Source organism: Clostridium sp. L2-50 (assembly GCF_000154245.1).
In the GTDB taxonomy this organism is placed as follows: Bacteria; Bacillota; Clostridia; order Lachnospirales; family Lachnospiraceae; genus Coprococcus.
In genome coordinates, this window is record NZ_DS480317.1 from 52,632 (window position 1) to 70,192 (window position 17,561).

A 17,561-nucleotide genomic window follows, 5' to 3' on the forward strand; every position below is an offset into this window, starting at 1 on the left:
GAGCTAAAATGAAATTAATAAACACAAAAGGATTTCAGATTATAAAGAAAATAATATCTGTTATAATATTTTTCGTTATATTAGTATATTTGGTTTCTAAGACTGGTCAGTTTGCAAGACCGGATGATAATGATACAGATATGTGGGCAACATATTATGCGGAAGATAAAAATACTATTGATGTGATCATGATTGGTTCAAGTGCCTTGTATCGTTATTGGATAGCTCCGCAGGCATATGAAGAACAGGGGTTTACGTCCACGGTTATAGGAAGTGCCAGTCAGGATATCTGTCAGATACCATATATTATGGAGGAAGCAGTCAAAAGTCAGGATGCAGATTTGATCGTGGTAGAGCTTAGAAATATAGTAGCGAGAGATCAGTATGATGCGATTAGTCCGGAAGAACAGAAATATCGATTTGAGGTTGTAACATCCGGAATGAATCCGTCAATTACACGTTTAAAAATGATCAATGATTTATATGATGAAGATTTGATAAGTAAGATGGAAATGATGTTCTCGGTATTAAAGTATCATAATAATTTAATGGAATACGACAGAGACTATTTGATCGAGCGATTAAAAAATGAACCGGTTTCAGACAAATATGTAAATGTAAGAGCAGATGTAAAAGCAAAGAAAAAACTGGTATATGAGTCAGATGATGATACGATATTATCGGAGAAATCTAAAACTTATATAGATGCAATTGAGGACAAGGCAAAAGAGCTGGATAAAAAGGTGCTTTTAATATTTACCCCATATAAACCACGCAAAGATCAGATCGTTGAACAAAAGCAGATCGGTGAATACTGTAAGAAACAGGGATATGATTATTTGGATATGAATCTTTATGTGGATGATATAGGGATAGACTACTCTACAGATTTGTATAATGGCAAACATACCAATGTTGCAGGCTCACAGAAGGTAACATCATATTTGGCGAAATATATGAAACAACAATATGGACTGAGCGCTGATTTAGATAAGGAACAAAGATCTGAATGGCAGCATGCCTGTGAACTATGGCACGAAGAGAGAACTACACTTATGCAGAAATGGGAAGATAATATTGCAAAGGAGAAATAATACAGAAATGGAAACAGTGCTTCATTATATAAAAAAATATTCGGAGACACAGCCGGATACACCGGCTGTCTGTGAGTTAAAAAAATATCTGACATATTCGGAGTATTGGACAGCGATCAGAAAGATGGCAAATGTGCTGGTTCGAAATGGTATAAAAAAGGACGCACATGTTATTTTGCGATGTACTCAGGATATTAATTATATGGTTTTGTTTTCGGCTTTGCAATATATACAGGCACTTGTGATTCCTGTAGAGCGATCCACTTCACCGGAGCGTATACAGGAGATTCGGGATAAGGTGGATGCAGAATGGCTGATCTCAAATAGAGAGTCAGAGGGAATGTGCTGGTTATCCACAAAGAAGCTGGTGGAGCAGATGAAAAGTGCAGAAGAACTGGAATATCCACTTCCGAATTCAGATACATGGTCAATGTTGTTATTCACGACTGGTACGACTGGGAACTCAAAAGGTGTTGTCATGTATCATAAGAATGACGTTGCTATCGCCGGAAATGTCATGGAAGGAACACAGATGAAACCGGGAAATGTGGAGATCATACCGATGCCGCTTAATCATTCCTTTGGCATAAGACGGTATCAGTCGGATATGATTAATGGAGGAACCGTTTGTCTGATGAATGGCATGGCGCTGATCGGCAATCTCTGGAAGATGCTCGAGCAGTATCATGCAACATCTATGGCGATTTCTCCGGCAACGCTCGGAATGATCTTTCACCTGTCAGGTGACAGGATCTCCGAATATGCGGATCAGATTGATTATATACAGGTGGGGTCAGCACCACTTCCGGAAACAGATAAGGAAAAACTACTCCGGTATCTTCCGAATACAAGACTCTATAATTTTTATGGATCATCAGAAGCCGGCTGTTCATGTATTCTGGAATTTAGCCGACAGAATAAGAATGGTTGTATCGGATATCCGACCGTCAATTCTCTGGTGCGGTTTATAGATGGAGAAGGAAATGTTATAGAGAATGGATCCGAGAAACAGCCTGCTTTACTGGGTTGGGGTGGTACGATTGTTATGGAGGGCTATTACAATGATCCGGAGCTTACTGCGAAAACGGTAGTGGATGGTTATGTTATGACAAATGATCTTGGCTATATGGATGAAGATGGCAGTATTATTCTGGTTGGACGGGCAGATGATGTTATCAACTATGGCGGAAGCAAGATCTCGCCGGCAGAGGTAGAAGCTGTTGCGATCCGGTATCCGGGTGTGGCAGATTGTGCCTACAGTTCCGTTCATGATCCGATTACCGGAGAATTACCGGTTATGCTGATTGTACAAGAGAATGGTTTTGACGAAGCTGCATTCTTGATCTATATGCAGCAACAGGTAGAAAGCTATAAGCTACCACAGAAGATATTTTATATTGAAGAAGTACCGAAGACATTTAAGGGCTCGCTTCTTCGAAAAGAAATAAAAAAGATAGCAGAATCAAAGAACAAAGGAGAATAAGATTATGAATGATTTTATTGCAATGTTAAAAAAGATCAAGCCAAATGTTGACTTTGAAAATGAAGATGCATTGGTAGATGATGGGATACTGGAATCTCTGGATATTATAACGATCATTGCGGAGATTGCAGACAAATACGATGTTATCATCCCAAGTGATGAGATCACATCTGATAATTTCAATTCTGCAGAAGCCTTGTATGAGCTGGTAGAAGATCTGAAATAATTTTATCGTAAATATGTGCTGATAGTAAAAAGTATAACAGGAAATAGAATGCCCTCAAAGAATGACAGGTCTGCCAGCAGGCAGAGAAGATGTCAAACTTTGAGGGAGTTTTTGTTATAAATCTGTGAAGTGCGTCGTAAAAAGTAAAGCAGGATGTTATACTGAACAGGTAAATTACAGATGCTATTTGCCTCTATGTATGAGAAGCCGACAGGACGCATATCAGAAAATACATTATCTGGCAGAAAGAATAAGATTATGAATAAGGTAGAAAAGAACAAGAAAAAAAGGCATATTCACAGAATCCTTCTTCTTACAGGAGTGCTTCCGGTCATAGTGATAAATGCAGCAGCGTGGGCTGCTCCGTGGATCAGTGAAAAGGCGGGATGGGGAAACTGGTGTGACTGGTATGCCGAATATGTGAATCCGGTTATCGTTGCAATATTTGCAAGATTTGGCAATCTGTTTTCCTTTTCGCTCGGAGAGGTTATGATCGTTACGGCGATTCTGCTGATCCTTGCATTCCTGATTTTGAATATTCTGTTGATCTTTTTAAGAAAACATAAGAAATATCGGAGATTTTGCAGGATCTATGACCTTGTTGTTGCATATATAACGGTTGTGGTCTGTCTTATTATGACCGGAAACTGTACGATCTACTATCACTGTTCAGCGATTTCTGTAAACGGGGAAACAGAGGAACGGCAGTATAAGGTAGAAGAATTGCAGGAGCTTCGCAATTATATCGTAAAGCAGTGTAACGAATACAGTACAAAAGTAGAGCGGGATGAAAACGGACACATAACATATGACGGAGATATGCAGGAACAGGCACGAAATGCACTTCGGAAACTGTCCGGCCGGTATCCACGGTTATCCGGGTACTATCCGAATGTCAAGCATATGATGTTCTCCGGGCTGATGAGCCAGAGCTATATGGCGGGATATTATTTCCCATTTTCGATGGAAGCAAACTGTAATGCAAATATGTATATCACAAATTATCCGGCAACCTATTGCCATGAGCTGGCGCATCTGCATGGGTATATCTATGAGGATGAGGCAAACTTTATATCTTATCTTGCCTGCATCGGCAGCGAAGATCCATTCTTTATTTATTCCGGGTATCTGAGTGTATTATCTTATGTAGATAATGCCTATTATGAGGCTATCGGGGAGGACGCGGAGCTATATCTGGCAAATGAGAGGATATCCGAACAGGTGCTGTCAGATGATATCTTTCTACTCCCGGAGACATGGGAAAAGGTGGAGGATAAGGCCATTCTATCGACGGATACCGTCAATCAGGCATCCAATACCTTCACTGAAACAAGTCTGAACCTGAACGGTGTCTCAGACGGTTTCGCAGCCTATGACCGCGTGACCGGACTGTTATTACGATACTACGATGAAGAGTTGTATTAAATGTGTATGCTCATAAAAATTCAGCAATCTCTAACAGGATCATAGAAAAAGATTAACAGGTATCCGGTTTTATATACCTTTATGTAACAGACCTTTTTTCACGTCGGTCCTTAGCGAACTGCTAAAGGCAGTGAGGTTAGTACCGTTACGTGAAAAATAGAGCGCGAGCGTTCTGTGAAATAAAGGGTATATAAAACCGGATACCTGTTAATCTTTTTGCGAAATAGAACGAAAGTGATTTGCGAAATGGATGATAGCCTCCAGCTTCTTCCGTACGATACATTATAATGCCAGCAGCTTCCTGCAAAGGGCAACATGCGCGTCCCCGTCAGTCGTACAGCTGTTATAGATCTCGACTGTTCCATCTCCGGTAGAATCTGATTTTAAGCCTGCTGCGATCAGGCGGCGACGCAGTTCTACGGCAGTTCCGTGGCTCCCGACAAAAATCTTGATGTCCGGACCGACAACGGTTCGGATCATTTTTTCCACAAACGGATAGTGTGTACAGCCAAGCACGATCGCATCAATTCCCTTTTCCAGATAAGGCGAGAGAACCTCTTGCAGATAATCATGAAGCTTCGGACTGTCCAGATCTCCGTTTTCCACAAAGCCAACCAGCTTTGGACATGGTACACGGTAGATTACGGATCGGTCTTCGTATGTATGCATCAGTGACAGAAACTTATCCTGTTTTAATGTCATAGGGGTAGCCATAACCGCAATCCGGTCATGTTCCTTCCAGAGAACGGCTGGTTTTAATGCCGGTTCAATGCCGATTACTGGGATATCGGGATAGTCGGCACGAAGCATGGCGGCAGCAGCACTGGTTGCGGTGTTGCAAGCGATCACGATCGCTTTTGCATCATGTTCAAGCAGGAATTCTACACAACTCCGACTTAGATTCTGAATATCGGCGACCTGTCGTGTCCCATATGGAGCATGTGCAGAATCACCATAATATATATAATTTTCCTCCGGCATCAGTGCAACGATCTCTTTTAAGACACTGATACCGCCAATGCCGGAATCAAATATACCGATTGGACGGGAGTTATCGTTCATTTATAAAACCTCCTAAAAATACCTGCATTTGAAAATTATACTACTATATGAAAAGAAAAGACAACCTATAAGTAAAAAACGATATAAAACATTTTAATAAGGCAAAAGAATAAGGTGAAAATCTTCAGAATCGGAAGAAACCGGAAAAAAAGTTGCGTATTCTGCAGTTGCCATATATAATCGGGGAGTGAAAAGAGATATAAAATAAATAAAAAGACAGTAAACGGTCGGACCATATAATTCAAAACAGTCGGCAGACAGTCAGGAGGAAAAGAATGGAAGCAGAACACATAATCCCTATAAGCCGGGATTTGGAATCTCGGGTTAAAGAAAAAATGATCGAATATTATACAGGAGATGCCAGACGGATCCATCATTTTCTGAAGGTTCATTCTTTTGCCAAGCTGATCGGTGAGATGGAAGGCATTGCAGGAAAAGAGATGGAAATACTGGAAGTAGCCGCACTTGTGCATGATATAGGAATAAAGAATTCAGAAAAGAAATATGGATATAATACAGGGAAAACGCAGGAGAAGGAAGGACCGCCGGAAGCAGAAAAGCTGCTTTTGTCTTTGACGGATGATACTGCATTTATTGAAAGAGTATGCTATCTGGTCGGTCATCACCATACTTATTCGAATATTGACGGAACGGATTATCAGATACTGGTAGAAGCAGATTTTCTTGTTAATCTGTATGAGGATAAAGAACATATTAAGGCAGTCTGGTCTGCCTATGAGAAGATTTTCCGGACACGGTCGGGAAGAAAGCTTTGCAGGGAGATTTTTGAACTGTCATAAATATAAGAAAATCTTAACCGATTTTTAATTATTGCCGTAGTTCATGTGCTTGCAGGAATGGGATAAATTATATATAATGAGATGATGTGCTGAATGTTACAGGAAAAGGTAATATTCATATGACCGGAAATATTGAGAAAAGATATGGATACAGAAGCCTGAAACAGATTATAAAACACAGAAGATATATGGTTATTAGGAGGACGTAATGAGTAAATACAAGATTAATACAACATGTGTACAGGGAGGTTATGAACCGGGAAACGGAGAACCACGACAGGTTCCGATCTACCAGAGCACGACATTCAAATATGCAACAAGTGAGGATATGGGTAAATTATTCGATCTGGAGGCAGACGGATATTTTTATTCCCGACTTCAGAATCCTACAAATGATCTGGTTGCAAAGAAGATCTGTCAGTTAGAGGGTGGTGCAGCTGCAATGCTTACCGGTTCCGGTCAGGCTGCAAACTTCTATGCAGTATTCAATATTGCAAATTGCGGCGATCATGTTGTTGCATCGAATTCTATCTATGGTGGAACTTACAACTTATTTGCTGTAACCATGAAGAAGATGGGAATCGATTTCACATTTGTTGATCCGGATGCATCCGAAGATGAGATCCGTGCAGCCTTCCGCCCGAATACCAAGGCGTTATTTGGTGAGATCATAGCAAATCCGGCTCTGACTGTATTAGATATTGAGAAGTTCGCAAAGGTAGCTCACGAGCAAGGCGTACCGCTTATCGTAGATAATACATTCCCGACTCCGATCAACTGTCGTCCGATCGAATGGGGAGCAGATATCGTAACCCATTCCACAACCAAATACATGGACGGACATGGAGCAGCTATCGGTGGATGTATCGTAGATGCTGGAAAGTTCGACTGGATGAAATACGCAGACAAATTCCCGGGACTTACCACACCGGATGACAGTTATCACGGAATTACATATGCAGAGAAGTTCGGAAAAGAGGGCGCATTTATCACAAAGGCAACTGCACAGCTGATGCGTGATTTCGGTTCTGTACAGTCTCCGCAGAGTGCATTTATCCTGAATCTCGGACTGGAGAGTCTGCATGTCAGAGTAAAGCGTCATTGTGAGAATGCACTCGCAGTTGCAAAATATCTGGAACAGAATGATAAGGTTGCTTATGTGAATTACTGCGGACTGGAAAATGACAAATATCACGCACTTGCAGAAAAATATCTGCCAAACGGCTCCTGCGGTGTTGTAAGCTTCGGTGTAAAGGGCGGAAGAAAAGCAGCGGAAGAATTCATGAAGCACTTAAAACTTGGCTCAATCGAGACACATGTAGCTGATGCAAGAACCTGTTGTCTGCATCCGGCAAGTGCAACACACAGGCAGATGAATGATGAGGAACTGACAGCATGTGGTGTATATCCGGATCTTGTTCGTTATTCATGTGGACTGGAAGATGCGGAAGATCTGATCGCGGATCTGGAACAGGCATTTGCACAGATCTAGGATCTGATCCGGTCTGAAAATAGAAAGAAGAAAGCCACAGCAGAGCTGTTATACAGAATAACAGATGGAATACTCTGTTGCGGATGGAGGAAGAGATGAAGTTAAGAATTGCCAAGGGCTGTATTGTAATTATGCCTGTGATCGGTACGCTGGGACTGTTTATATTTACATTTGTCGGAAAGATCATATACGGATGGGGACTGTTTGTTATCATGCTGTTATTATCGGGTATTATCAATCAGTTTTTTTTCCGTTGTCCGCACTGTGGAAAGTCAATTCCTGCAAATGCGACACTGAATCAGAAATATTGTCCGTTATGCGGGGCTGACCTTGGTCTTATTGATTCACCGTTCAGTTATTATTCAAAATGCAAAAAAAATAAGAATGGACAGTATCAGGCATATACTACAGTTGGGTATCTGGCATTTATTGTTGGTACAGCAATCGTATTATTTATCGTTGTAGCACTTTTGGGATTTGACAGTGTATTTAAAGGAACCGGACGGATCCTGATTCTTGCGGCACTGGCGCTTGGATTTTTGATCGGTATGATGTGCAGATGTATCGTAGGGTCAGCTGCGAAGCTTGATAAAGAACATCTGTATTACAGTAAGATCCCCGGAAGATGGAAATGTTATGATATTTCTGATATAAAGGAACAGGCAAAGCTGCATAAGCCGTTTTACCATGTGGTAAGAGGGTATGTTATGATGACTAATCAGGGTGTCGTGGCCATTCCGGTAGCTACTTATAAAGGTGGAAAGGAATTCCTTCAGAAGCTGACGGAATATATTAACGAGCCGATGGTGGATATTATGCCTGAGATGGTGGCATCCAAGAGAAGTGAAGAAGGCAAGAAGGCAGAAGTTGAATACAGAGCCTATAAGGACAGTATAAAAGAGAAAGGTGAAAATTAAGTATGGAAAGCGGCAAGATAAAGAATGAAGCATTGTTGGAGGCAATTGAGGTTTTTAAGGCCGAAAATAATCAGCAGAATCTAAAGAATTTTATTGAGAAGTTATTACAGGCAAGATTTATCCTGCCGGCGACACTGGATCCCAAACCGGTGAAAGACGATCAGGGCAGGATCATGGGAGACGGAAAATTCAAAGTGAACTTCCGGGTTATCACAGATAATACAGGAAAGAATTTCTTCCCATGCTTTACAAATGATGAAGAATTCGAGCATGCGATCAAAGAAGTGGAAGTTGAGAAGATGGCACTCACTTATAAAGAGGTTGCTCCGCTGGTTCTGAATTCAAAGGGACAGATTCAGGGTATCGTGATCGATCCGTATACAGTTGGAATGCAGGTGCCGGATGCTCTGATTAAGACAGTTGATGAGAGCAGAAAGAGTGTTCTTGAAGAACAAAAGAATACGAATATCAAGAAACACACTATTCCTGCAAATACAAAGATCCGTTTGAGAAGCCCGAAATATATGCCGGTTGATATGTTAGAGGAAGCAAAGAAATTCTTTGTAGAACGCCCAAATATAAAGGCGGCTTATATTCAGATGATGGAAAAAGAAAATTCAGATGAAGAATATCTGATCACAATTGATTTTGAAGGTGATGAAGAAGATTTATTTGATTCACTTCTTCCGAAGATAAAACCGCTTGCGTTCGGTATTCCGATCGCACTTACCGGGACAGATAACGGACTTGGAAAAAAAGTTCTGGAAAATGCAGAGCCGTTCTATAAAAAAGAAAATTAGGAGACAATAATGGTTAAAAAATATCTTATCATGTTCCTGATATCTATGGTTCCGATCGTAGAGCTGCGAGGAGCAATTCCATATGCAGCGGTATTCGGAATACCGACATTGCGGGCATTGATCATCTGTATGCTCGGAAACATACTTCCGGTTCCGGTGATCTTCTGGTTTGCCAGACGGGTTTTGATGTGGGGAAAAGACAAAAAATATATCGGAAAATTTTTTACATGGTGTATTCAGAAGGGTGAAAAAGGCGGGCAGAAGCTGCTTGAGAAGACAGGCGGTGGAGTCTATATCGCACTGATGCTGTTTGTAGGAATCCCACTTCCGGGTACAGGAGCCTGGACGGGTACTCTGGCAGCCAGCTTCTTAGATCTTGACTGGAAGAAGAGCGCACTTGCCGTTATGGGTGGTGTTGTACTTGCAGGCCTGATCGTGGGAGTTGTAAGTTATGGACTGCTTGGTGCGGTCGCAGCATTATTCTGATGCTGCAAGTAATATAGAATAAATGGACAGAAGATATGCCTGCAGGGTGAGTGAATCCGGGGAAACTACAGGTAGATAAGGAGATAGATATGGTAAATCCGGCATCAATTTTTAAGATAAAATCCGCATGGGAGAAATTTGCATCCAATCATCCGAAGTTTCCGATGTTTTTACAGGCTGCGATGGCAAGCGGGATCAAAGAAGACTATATTATAGAAGTAAAGATCACGGATCCGGAGGGAAAGCAGATCTGTACAAATGTAAAACTGACAGAATCGGATATGGAATTATTCCATACCTTAAAGGATCTGAAGGGGTAAATGCAGACAATCCAATAAATGCGGCATATTTCTTTATAAAATTAAAAAATAGAGAATATGTCTAAAAACAGAAAAAGATTTCTTGACTTGCACTGTATACTTGTGTTATTGTTAAACGTGCGATGAAAGAGGTCTTTTTTTTATGCCTTAAAATAAGTAATGGAGGTAGATGGAAGTGCGCGTTAAAATAACATTGGCATGTCAGGATTGTAAACAGCGTAATTACAATATGACAAAGGATAAGAAAACGCATCCAGACAGAATGGAAACAAAGAAGTACTGCAGATTCTGCAAGAAGCATACAGTACACAAGGAAACAAAATAGTTCCGGACCAGTGAAGGAGGATTGGTTTAATGGCAAAAAGTGAAGAAAAATCAACAGCTCTCAAGAAAAGCTGGACCCAGGAACTAAAGGGTGAATTCAAGAAAATCACATGGCTTGACAGAACAACCCTGTTTAAGCAGTCAGCCGTAGTAATCGTTTCAACGGTAATCCTCGGAGCTATTATTGCAGTCGTTGACTGGCTTATACAAATAGGCTTGAATTTCATAATATAATGAGTAAAGGTTGGTGAATTATATGGCAGATGCAGAAAGCGCAAAATGGTATGTAGTCCATACCTACTCAGGTTATGAAAATAAGGTTAAAGCTGATATTGAGAAAACAATTGAAAACAGAAAATTACAGGACCAGATATTAGAAGTATCTGTACCCGTAGAAGAATCCATTGAGGTTAAGAACGGTGTACAGAAAGCTGTTACCAGAAAACTGTTTCCCGGCTATGTCCTGCTCAATATGATTATGAACGATGCTACATGGTATGTAGTTCGTAATACAAGAGGTGTTACAGGATTCGTAGGACCGGGATCAAAACCGGTTCCGTTATCAGATGATGAGATGAAGTACCTTGGAATCAACAAGGAGACAATCGTGATCGATGCGGAAGTAGGCGATATGGTTGAGGTTACAGCAGGTGCCTGGGAAGGTACCGTGGGTAGTATTAAGGCAATTAACCCAAGTAAACAGACCATTACCATCGATGTAGAAATATTTGGCCGTGCAACATCTGTAGAGATTGCATTCGCTGATATCAAGAAATTGTAAGAGTGAGTGGAAGGGTATCCCCCGTTATTACCACAATATTTTTGGAGGTGCGCTAAGATGGCGAAGAAAGTAGAAGGATATATCAAATTACAGATTCCTGCAGGAAAGGCAACACCTGCACCACCTGTTGGACCGGCTCTTGGTCAGCATGGTGTTAATATCGTTGCATTTACAAAAGAATTCAATGCTAGAACTGCTAACGAAGGAGATATGATCATTCCTGTTGTTATTACAGTTTATCAGGATAAGAGCTTTAGCTTTATCACTAAGACTCCTCCTGCAGCACTTCTGATCAAGAAGGCTTGTAATATCAAATCCGGTTCAGCTAACTCAAAGAAGACAAAGGTTGCAACTATCTCAAAGGCTAAGGTTCAGGAAATTGCCGAACTTAAGATGAAAGATTTAAATGCTGCAAGCCTTGAAACTGCTATGAGCATGATCGCTGGAACAGCTCGTTCAATGGGCGTTACAGTTGAAGAGTAATTAAGAATAAAAACATTTTGGTGGGAGGGTCGCTCCCGATAAGACCACAGGAGGTTTATAATGAAGAAGAGTAAGAAATATATAGATGCAAGCAAGCTCTATGACAAAACAGCCGTTTACGAATTCGAAGAGGCAGTTGCTTTGGTAAAGAAGATGGCTACAGCTAAATTTGATGAGACAATCGAAGCTCACTTAAGACTGGGCGTTGATGGACGTCACGCAGATCAGCAGGTACGTGGTGCAGTTGTATTACCTCATGGAACAGGTAAGACAGTTAAGGTTCTCGTATTCGCTAAGGGAGCTAAGGTAGACGAAGCTCTTGCTGCCGGTGCTGATTACGCAGGTGGTGAGGAATTAGTTCCAAAGATCCAGAAAGACGGATGGTTAGATTTCGATGTTGTTGTAGCTACACCTGATATGATGGGTGTTGTTGGACGTCTTGGTCGTGTACTTGGACCTAAGGGCTTAATGCCAAACCCTAAGGCTGGTACAGTTACAATGGACGTAACAAAAGCTGTTAACGATATCAAAGCCGGTAAGATAGAGTACAGACTTGACAAAGCCAATATTATCCATGTGCCAGTGGGAAAAGCTTCCTTTACAGAGGAACAGTTAGACGAAAACTTCCAGACCTTAATGGATGCTATTGTAAAAGCAAAGCCATCAGCTGCTAAGGGACAGTACCTTAAGAGCGTTGTAATTGCTTCAACAATGGGTCCTGGTGTAAAGATTAACACAACAAGATTTGCGTAAATCTTATATACCAATATATTGATAGAACGACCATCATGCAGGACGCGCCTGTGTGGTGGTCGTTTTGTACTATATGGAAAATCTTTAAGGGAAGGTAAAAACTTCCTTGACATATACAGGCTGCTCAGCTAAAATTTTTATGGGTAAACGCTTTAGTGTGGAAAAACATAAAAGCGAAAAAGTAAAGCCAAGATCAGACATGGAGGATAGTCACATATGAGACAGAAGAAGATTCATTACATCTATAACGATGCAATGGAATGTATGGATTTTGATGAAAGAAAAAAGCTTCAGGGAGAAAGACTGAGAGCTACCGTAGAGTTGGAATATAATAATGTTCCGGCTTACAGAAAGAGAATGGACGAAGCCGGAGTAAAACCGGAAGATATTAATGGAATTGAAGATATCGTAAAGCTTCCATTTACGCAGAAAACCGATTTGAGAGATAATTTCCCATATGGACTATTTGCTGCAGATCTTAAAGATATTGTACGTATTCAGGGTTCTTCAGGAACAACCGGAAAGCCGATCGTATCAGGATATACGGAAAATGATATTAAGGTATGGACAGAGATGGTTGCCAGAGCACTGACTGCTGCAGGCGGTACAAAGGATGATATCATTCAGATTGCTTATGGTTATGGTTTATTTACCGGCGGACTGGGGGCACATCAGGGCGCAACAGAGATTGGGGCTACAGTAATTCCAATGTCATCCGGTAATACACAGAGACAGATTATAATGATGAAAGAGCTTGGTACTACGATGCTCTGCTGTACACCGTCTTATGCAACATATCTGGCAGAAACCATCCATGAAATGGGAATCAAGCCGGAAGAATTAAAACTGAAATCCGGTTGCTTTGGTGCAGAGCCATGGACAGAGGAAATGAGACAGCATCTGGAAGAGCTTCTTGATTTTGATGCACTTGATATTTACGGACTGACTGAGATTGGTGGACCGGGTGTTGCATTTGAATGTATGGAAAAGCATGGTATGCATATCAATGAAGATCATGTGCTTGCAGAGATCATCGATCCGATAACAGAAGAACCGCTTCCGGACGATACACCGGGTGAACTGGTATTTACGACACTGACCAAGACAGGTGTACCTATGATCCGCTACAGAACACATGATATCTGTACTTTGCATCATGGAACTTGTGCTTGCGGAAGAACAACCGTTAAGATGAGCCGTATCACAGGACGTACCGATGATATGCTTGTTATTCGTGGTGTTAATGTATTCCCAAGTCAGATCGAAGCTGTACTGATGGGCGTGAAAGAAACATCTGCGCATTACATGTTGGTAGTTGATCGTGTGAATTCACAGGATAAGCTTACTGTTCAGGTGGAATTAAAGGATGATGTTGATATAAACGATGCAGATAAGCTTGAGAAGCTGGCTGCATATATCAAGACACAGATCAAGCAGACTCTGCTGATCAGTGCCAAGGTGGAACTGCTTCCACCGAAGTCTATCGCTCGTTCCGAGGGTAAGGCAAAGCGTATCATCGATAACCGAAACACCGGCTTCTAAACCTGGATATACGATAGGGGCTTACTTCTTGTTTTTTAGTTCTGCCATCATAAATGACTTGTTGCGGTTTCTATTCACTGCATATGTCTGATTCGTAAATACTCCTGTGCCAACTCGCCTTCGGCTCAGACAGGCACTCGTATTTACTGACAATATGCAGCGAATAACGAAATCCTCACATATGTCATATTATGATGGCAGGACTAATAACCAAGGGTAAGCCCCTGCCTTTATATGTACAGCATGCAGTTTTTATAGTGCGTTATGGTGAGTACGATTAACTGTGTAGAATATTTCCCCTGGTTTTTATATACTGCTAAAAACCGGATGTGTTCGGTTGTCAGATTATTGTGGCAGAGAGTGCTTGCAGATAGCTTTGGTTGTGCCTATAATATAGACTATGAGATTAAACAGGCAATTGCAGAAACGTATTGTAAATAGAGCATTGAATATTCTGCAATGCCTGTTTTGAACAAACAACCGGGAGGCAGACAGATATGAAAGCGGGATATATACTCCGAGTCAGATATTTTCTGGCACATAATAAAATAAGGGTGGTGCTGTGTCAGCTTGCGTTTCTGGTCGTTTCGTCATTTATCCTGATTCCTGTTGTATTTCGAGGATTTTATCTTGCAATTAAATTATCCGGTTACAGTTCTGTCACGAAGGAGAACTTTTTAGATGTTCTGGTAAAACCGGGAACGATCATATATATGCTGCTTTTGATCGTATTGCTCATGGTGTTCATGTTATTGAACCTTACGATGTATGTTGTGCTGTTTGATGCGGCACTCAGGCACAGCAGACAAGGGCTGTTCGGATATCTGGTACAGGTTGAGAAGTATTTCTTTCGTTTCTTCGGTAAAAAGAAGATTGGTCGTATCTTTTATATGCTTCCATTTGCATTTGCGGTATATATGCCGCCGTTTTTGATGGCGTTGAATAATAACACAGTTACCAAATATCTGCTGAAGCTTTGTATCAGAGAAACAGGCAAGAAGGCATTTTGGATAGGATTTATAGTAATCTATCTGATCAGTATCTGGATTATGTCGGTAAAAATTCCATATATCCGTTTGTTGATACTGGGGAATGAGGAGACTGCAAAGGCAGCGGGACAGACCAGACTGACCTGTCGGGAATCGGTGCATCATTTTATATTCCAGGCGTTATGGGAGATATTTGTCGGATTGTTCTGCGTATTGTTATATGCGATCTTTATCGTTGTAAGTGTATTGGTGATAAAAGCAAAATCCGATGGAGATAATGTGCTTATTCTGTTCTATGAGGTATATAATAATATCAATATCGTGGTAGGTGCTTTGCTGCTTTTTATCTGCGGTATGTTCAATATATCGGCGGTATTGCAGCTTGCTCGACCGAAGATGCTTATGTACCATGTGGATGATGCAGATCTGAAAAAGCAGACTCATTATGTACTTGTAAGTCTGGTTGCTGTAGCCTGTATGCTTGCAGTATATCTGAATGTTCGTTTTTTGTCTGCCGGTGCTACACCGACATATGCTTCCCTTGGGGCAACGTTGATCACCGCACACAGAGGTTCCAGCAGTGAAGCTCCTGAAAATACGATCCCGGCATTTGAGAAGGCGATCGAAGAAGGGGCAGACTATGTGGAGATGGATGTCCGGTTGACTTCGGATGGAGAATTGGTGCTAATGCATGATCCGTCAACGGAACGGACGACAGGCGTTGATAAGTTAGTCTGTGACAGTACATATGAGGAACTGCAGCAGTTAGATGCCGGAGCAGAATATCCGGAAGAATATGCCGGAACCAAGATTCCGACTTTGAAGGATGCAATCGACACCTGCAAAGGTAAAGTAATGATGAATATAGAACTGAAAACAGTTCGGAATGATGGTGAACTGGAGAAAAAAGTTGCTGAACTGCTCCGGGAGAATCATATGGAAGAGCAATGTATTGTTACATCTTTTAAGCAACGATCTCTTGTGCGGATCAAGAAGGATGATCCTGATATTGTAACCGGCTATATATACAGCTTCGGATACAGCAATCGGACGAATTATGAGGCCATGGATGTATTAAGTATTGATGCCAGATATCTGACCAGGCAGGTGGTAGCCGGAGCGCATAAGAAAGGTATTATGGTGTGTGCATGGACGGTAAATACCAGCAGTGAGATGCGTCGTATGATGGCGATCGGTGTGGATAATATTATTACGGATCGCGTGCCTCTTGCAAAACGAACCTTAAAGCATAAGGATAGCAATGCCGTATCAGATATGGTAAAATATATATTTGAACAGTAAAAAAATTATCAATACTATAGAAATTGAGAAAAGAATGTGCTATAACAGAAGCTATGAATATTATTTTTTACGAAACAGAAACTGAAAGGATGAGTAGTTATGGAAAAGAAAAACATTGACTGGTCTAATATCGGTTTTGGGTATATCAAGACAGATAAGAGATATGTATCAAACTTTAAGAATGGTGCATGGGATGAAGGAACATTAACAGATGATGCCAATATCGTATTAAGCGAATGCGCAGGTGTTCTCCAGTATGCCCAGACAGTATTTGAGGGATTAAAGGCATATACAACAGAGGATGGCAGGATCGTATGTTTCCGTCCTGACCTGAATGCAAGCAGAATGGCAGATTCAGCAAAGAGACTTGAGATGCCTGCATTCCCGGAAGATAGATTTGTAAAGGCAGTAGAAGAGACAGTAAGAGCAAATGCTGGTTTTGTTCCACCATATGGTTCAGGAGCAACACTTTATATCAGACCATATATGTTTGGTACAAATCCTGTAATCGGTGTTAAGCCGGCAGACGAGTATCAGTTCAGAATGTTCTGTACACCTGTAGGTCCTTACTTTAAGGGTGGTGCAAAGCCGATTACAATTAAGGTTTCTGATTTCGATCGTGCAGCACCTCATGGAACAGGTCATATCAAGGCCGGTCTGAACTATGCAATGAGCCTTCATGCAATCGTTACAGCTCATCAGGAAGGTTATGATGAGAATATGTACTTGGATGCAGCAACCAGAACAAAGGTAGAGGAGACAGGTGGAGCAAACTTCATCTTCGTAACAAAGGATGGCACAGTTGTAACACCTAAATCAAACAGTATCCTTCCATCTATTACAAGACGTTCTCTTATGGTAGTTGCTGAGAAGTACCTCGGACTGAAGGTTGAGCACAGAGAAGTATACTTCGATGAGGTAAAAGATTTTGCAGAGTGTGGTCTGTGTGGTACAGCAGCCGTTATTTCGCCGGTAGGTAAGATTGTTGATCATGGCAAAGAGATCTGCTTCCCAAGTGGAATGGAGAAGATGGGACCGGTTATTCAGAAGCTCTATGATACATTAACAGGTATCCAGATGGGCAGGATCGAAGCTCCAGAAGGATGGATCAAAGAGATCAAAGTAGACTAATTATAAAGAGTTCTTATAAATAAAAAGATATGGCGTAAGTTCCATTCGGAATCTACGTCATATCTTTTTTTAGGCATTTCCATGAAAATCCAGAAGCTCACGAACGTCTACCTCAAGTGCATCTGTAATATTAAACAGCGGATCCAGCGAA

19 protein-coding genes are annotated in these 17,561 nt (G+C 41.3%); 18 read left to right on the forward strand and 1 reads right to left on the reverse strand.

Annotated elements, in window-relative coordinates:
- The first annotated feature begins 8 nt into the window (after nt 1–8).
- The 4 genes from CLOL250_RS04915 to CLOL250_RS04930 all read left to right on the forward strand — a co-directional run bounded on the left by CLOL250_RS04915 (nt 9) and on the right by CLOL250_RS04930 (nt 4,228).
- Entirely contained in the window at nt 9–1,094 is a 1,086-nt protein-coding gene (locus tag CLOL250_RS04915; protein WP_008401078.1) for a hypothetical protein, read from the forward strand.
- Nucleotides 1,095–1,101: 7 nt separating this feature from the next.
- On the forward strand, nt 1,102–2,577 hold the full coding sequence (locus tag CLOL250_RS04920; RefSeq protein WP_008401079.1) for a class I adenylate-forming enzyme family protein: 1,476 nt from the start codon (nt 1,102–1,104) through the stop codon (nt 2,575–2,577).
- A gap of 4 nt (nt 2,578–2,581) precedes the next feature.
- Nucleotides 2,582–2,803 (forward strand): phosphopantetheine-binding protein, encoded by a 222-nt coding sequence (locus tag CLOL250_RS04925; protein WP_008401081.1) that lies wholly within the window; start codon nt 2,582–2,584, stop codon nt 2,801–2,803.
- 258 nt (nt 2,804–3,061) lie between these two features.
- Nucleotides 3,062–4,228, forward strand: coding sequence for a DUF3810 domain-containing protein (locus CLOL250_RS04930; protein WP_274922240.1), 1,167 nt, complete (start codon nt 3,062–3,064; stop codon nt 4,226–4,228).
- Nucleotides 4,229–4,510: 282 nt separating this feature from the next.
- Here the strand turns inward: CLOL250_RS04930 and murI are convergent, their stop codons facing one another.
- Nucleotides 4,511–5,290, reverse strand: coding sequence for a glutamate racemase (gene murI, locus CLOL250_RS04935; RefSeq protein ID WP_008401084.1), 780 nt, complete (start codon nt 5,288–5,290; stop codon nt 4,511–4,513).
- A gap of 275 nt (nt 5,291–5,565) precedes the next feature.
- Between murI and CLOL250_RS04940 the strand changes: the two genes are divergently transcribed.
- The 14 genes from CLOL250_RS04940 to CLOL250_RS05005 all read left to right on the forward strand — a co-directional run bounded on the left by CLOL250_RS04940 (nt 5,566) and on the right by CLOL250_RS05005 (nt 17,410).
- Nucleotides 5,566–6,090, forward strand: coding sequence for an HD domain-containing protein (locus CLOL250_RS04940; RefSeq protein WP_008401085.1), 525 nt, complete (start codon nt 5,566–5,568; stop codon nt 6,088–6,090).
- Nucleotides 6,091–6,298: 208 nt separating this feature from the next.
- The gene (locus CLOL250_RS04945) at nt 6,299–7,582 is read left to right on the forward strand and encodes an O-acetylhomoserine aminocarboxypropyltransferase/cysteine synthase family protein (RefSeq protein ID WP_008401087.1); all 1,284 of its coding nucleotides are present in this window, start codon (nt 6,299–6,301) and stop codon (nt 7,580–7,582) included.
- A 95-nt stretch (nt 7,583–7,677) separates the two neighbouring features.
- Nucleotides 7,678–8,499 carry a zinc ribbon domain-containing protein gene (locus CLOL250_RS04950; RefSeq protein ID WP_147554292.1) on the forward strand — a complete coding sequence of 274 codons (822 nt, stop codon included), beginning with the start codon at nt 7,678–7,680 and terminating at the stop codon, nt 8,497–8,499.
- Nucleotides 8,500–8,501: 2 nt separating this feature from the next.
- Nucleotides 8,502–9,299 carry an enhanced serine sensitivity protein SseB gene (locus CLOL250_RS04955; RefSeq protein ID WP_008401089.1) on the forward strand — a complete coding sequence of 266 codons (798 nt, stop codon included), beginning with the start codon at nt 8,502–8,504 and terminating at the stop codon, nt 9,297–9,299.
- Between the two features lie 9 nt (nt 9,300–9,308).
- On the forward strand, nt 9,309–9,785 hold the full coding sequence (locus CLOL250_RS04960) for a COG2426 family protein (protein ID WP_008401090.1): 477 nt from the start codon (nt 9,309–9,311) through the stop codon (nt 9,783–9,785).
- Nucleotides 9,786–9,874: 89 nt separating this feature from the next.
- Nucleotides 9,875–10,105, forward strand: coding sequence for a hypothetical protein (locus CLOL250_RS04965; RefSeq protein ID WP_021943590.1), 231 nt, complete (start codon nt 9,875–9,877; stop codon nt 10,103–10,105).
- Between the two features lie 175 nt (nt 10,106–10,280).
- Nucleotides 10,281–10,430 (forward strand): 50S ribosomal protein L33, encoded by a 150-nt coding sequence (rpmG, locus tag CLOL250_RS04970; protein WP_008401093.1) that lies wholly within the window; start codon nt 10,281–10,283, stop codon nt 10,428–10,430.
- Nucleotides 10,431–10,459: 29 nt separating this feature from the next.
- Nucleotides 10,460–10,663 (forward strand): preprotein translocase subunit SecE, encoded by a 204-nt coding sequence (gene secE / locus CLOL250_RS04975; RefSeq protein ID WP_008401094.1) that lies wholly within the window; start codon nt 10,460–10,462, stop codon nt 10,661–10,663.
- Nucleotides 10,664–10,685: 22 nt separating this feature from the next.
- Entirely contained in the window at nt 10,686–11,210 is a 525-nt protein-coding gene (gene nusG, locus CLOL250_RS04980; protein ID WP_008401095.1) for a transcription termination/antitermination protein NusG, read from the forward strand.
- A gap of 57 nt (nt 11,211–11,267) precedes the next feature.
- The gene (gene rplK, locus CLOL250_RS04985) at nt 11,268–11,693 is read left to right on the forward strand and encodes a 50S ribosomal protein L11 (protein WP_008401096.1); all 426 of its coding nucleotides are present in this window, start codon (nt 11,268–11,270) and stop codon (nt 11,691–11,693) included.
- 60 nt (nt 11,694–11,753) lie between these two features.
- On the forward strand, nt 11,754–12,446 hold the full coding sequence (gene rplA / locus CLOL250_RS04990) for a 50S ribosomal protein L1 (protein WP_008401097.1): 693 nt from the start codon (nt 11,754–11,756) through the stop codon (nt 12,444–12,446).
- A 216-nt stretch (nt 12,447–12,662) separates the two neighbouring features.
- Complete coding sequence (locus CLOL250_RS04995) at nt 12,663–13,988, forward strand: phenylacetate--CoA ligase family protein (protein WP_008401098.1); 1,326 nt, start codon at nt 12,663–12,665, stop codon at nt 13,986–13,988.
- A gap of 497 nt (nt 13,989–14,485) precedes the next feature.
- On the forward strand, nt 14,486–16,279 hold the full coding sequence (locus tag CLOL250_RS13275; RefSeq protein ID WP_008401101.1) for a glycerophosphodiester phosphodiesterase: 1,794 nt from the start codon (nt 14,486–14,488) through the stop codon (nt 16,277–16,279).
- Between the two features lie 99 nt (nt 16,280–16,378).
- Nucleotides 16,379–17,410, forward strand: coding sequence for a branched-chain amino acid aminotransferase (locus CLOL250_RS05005; RefSeq protein ID WP_008401102.1), 1,032 nt, complete (start codon nt 16,379–16,381; stop codon nt 17,408–17,410).
- Nucleotides 17,411–17,561 lie beyond the last annotated feature (151 nt).

Excerpts from the sequence above, each read along its gene's own strand:
- CLOL250_RS04915 (WP_008401078.1), top strand. The coding sequence starts at position 9 with ATGAAATTAATAAACACAAAAGGATTTCAGATTATAAAGAAAATAATA.
- CLOL250_RS04920 (WP_008401079.1), top strand. The coding sequence starts at position 1,102 with ATGGAAACAGTGCTTCATTATATAAAAAAATATTCGGAGACACAGCCG.
- CLOL250_RS04925 (WP_008401081.1), top strand. The coding sequence starts at position 2,582 with ATGAATGATTTTATTGCAATGTTAAAAAAGATCAAGCCAAATGTTGAC.
- CLOL250_RS04930 (WP_274922240.1), top strand. The coding sequence starts at position 3,062 with ATGAATAAGGTAGAAAAGAACAAGAAAAAAAGGCATATTCACAGAATC.
- murI (WP_008401084.1), bottom strand. The coding sequence starts at position 5,290 with ATGAACGATAACTCCCGTCCAATCGGTATATTTGATTCCGGCATTGGC.
- CLOL250_RS04940 (WP_008401085.1), top strand. The coding sequence starts at position 5,566 with ATGGAAGCAGAACACATAATCCCTATAAGCCGGGATTTGGAATCTCGG.
- CLOL250_RS04945 (WP_008401087.1), top strand. The coding sequence starts at position 6,299 with ATGAGTAAATACAAGATTAATACAACATGTGTACAGGGAGGTTATGAA.
- CLOL250_RS04950 (WP_147554292.1), top strand. The coding sequence starts at position 7,678 with ATGAAGTTAAGAATTGCCAAGGGCTGTATTGTAATTATGCCTGTGATC.
- CLOL250_RS04955 (WP_008401089.1), top strand. The coding sequence starts at position 8,502 with ATGGAAAGCGGCAAGATAAAGAATGAAGCATTGTTGGAGGCAATTGAG.
- CLOL250_RS04960 (WP_008401090.1), top strand. The coding sequence starts at position 9,309 with ATGGTTAAAAAATATCTTATCATGTTCCTGATATCTATGGTTCCGATC.
- CLOL250_RS04965 (WP_021943590.1), top strand. The coding sequence starts at position 9,875 with ATGGTAAATCCGGCATCAATTTTTAAGATAAAATCCGCATGGGAGAAA.
- secE (WP_008401094.1), top strand. The coding sequence starts at position 10,460 with ATGGCAAAAAGTGAAGAAAAATCAACAGCTCTCAAGAAAAGCTGGACC.
- nusG (WP_008401095.1), top strand. The coding sequence starts at position 10,686 with ATGGCAGATGCAGAAAGCGCAAAATGGTATGTAGTCCATACCTACTCA.
- rplK (WP_008401096.1), top strand. The coding sequence starts at position 11,268 with ATGGCGAAGAAAGTAGAAGGATATATCAAATTACAGATTCCTGCAGGA.
- rplA (WP_008401097.1), top strand. The coding sequence starts at position 11,754 with ATGAAGAAGAGTAAGAAATATATAGATGCAAGCAAGCTCTATGACAAA.
- CLOL250_RS04995 (WP_008401098.1), top strand. The coding sequence starts at position 12,663 with ATGAGACAGAAGAAGATTCATTACATCTATAACGATGCAATGGAATGT.
- CLOL250_RS13275 (WP_008401101.1), top strand. The coding sequence starts at position 14,486 with ATGAAAGCGGGATATATACTCCGAGTCAGATATTTTCTGGCACATAAT.
- CLOL250_RS05005 (WP_008401102.1), top strand. The coding sequence starts at position 16,379 with ATGGAAAAGAAAAACATTGACTGGTCTAATATCGGTTTTGGGTATATC.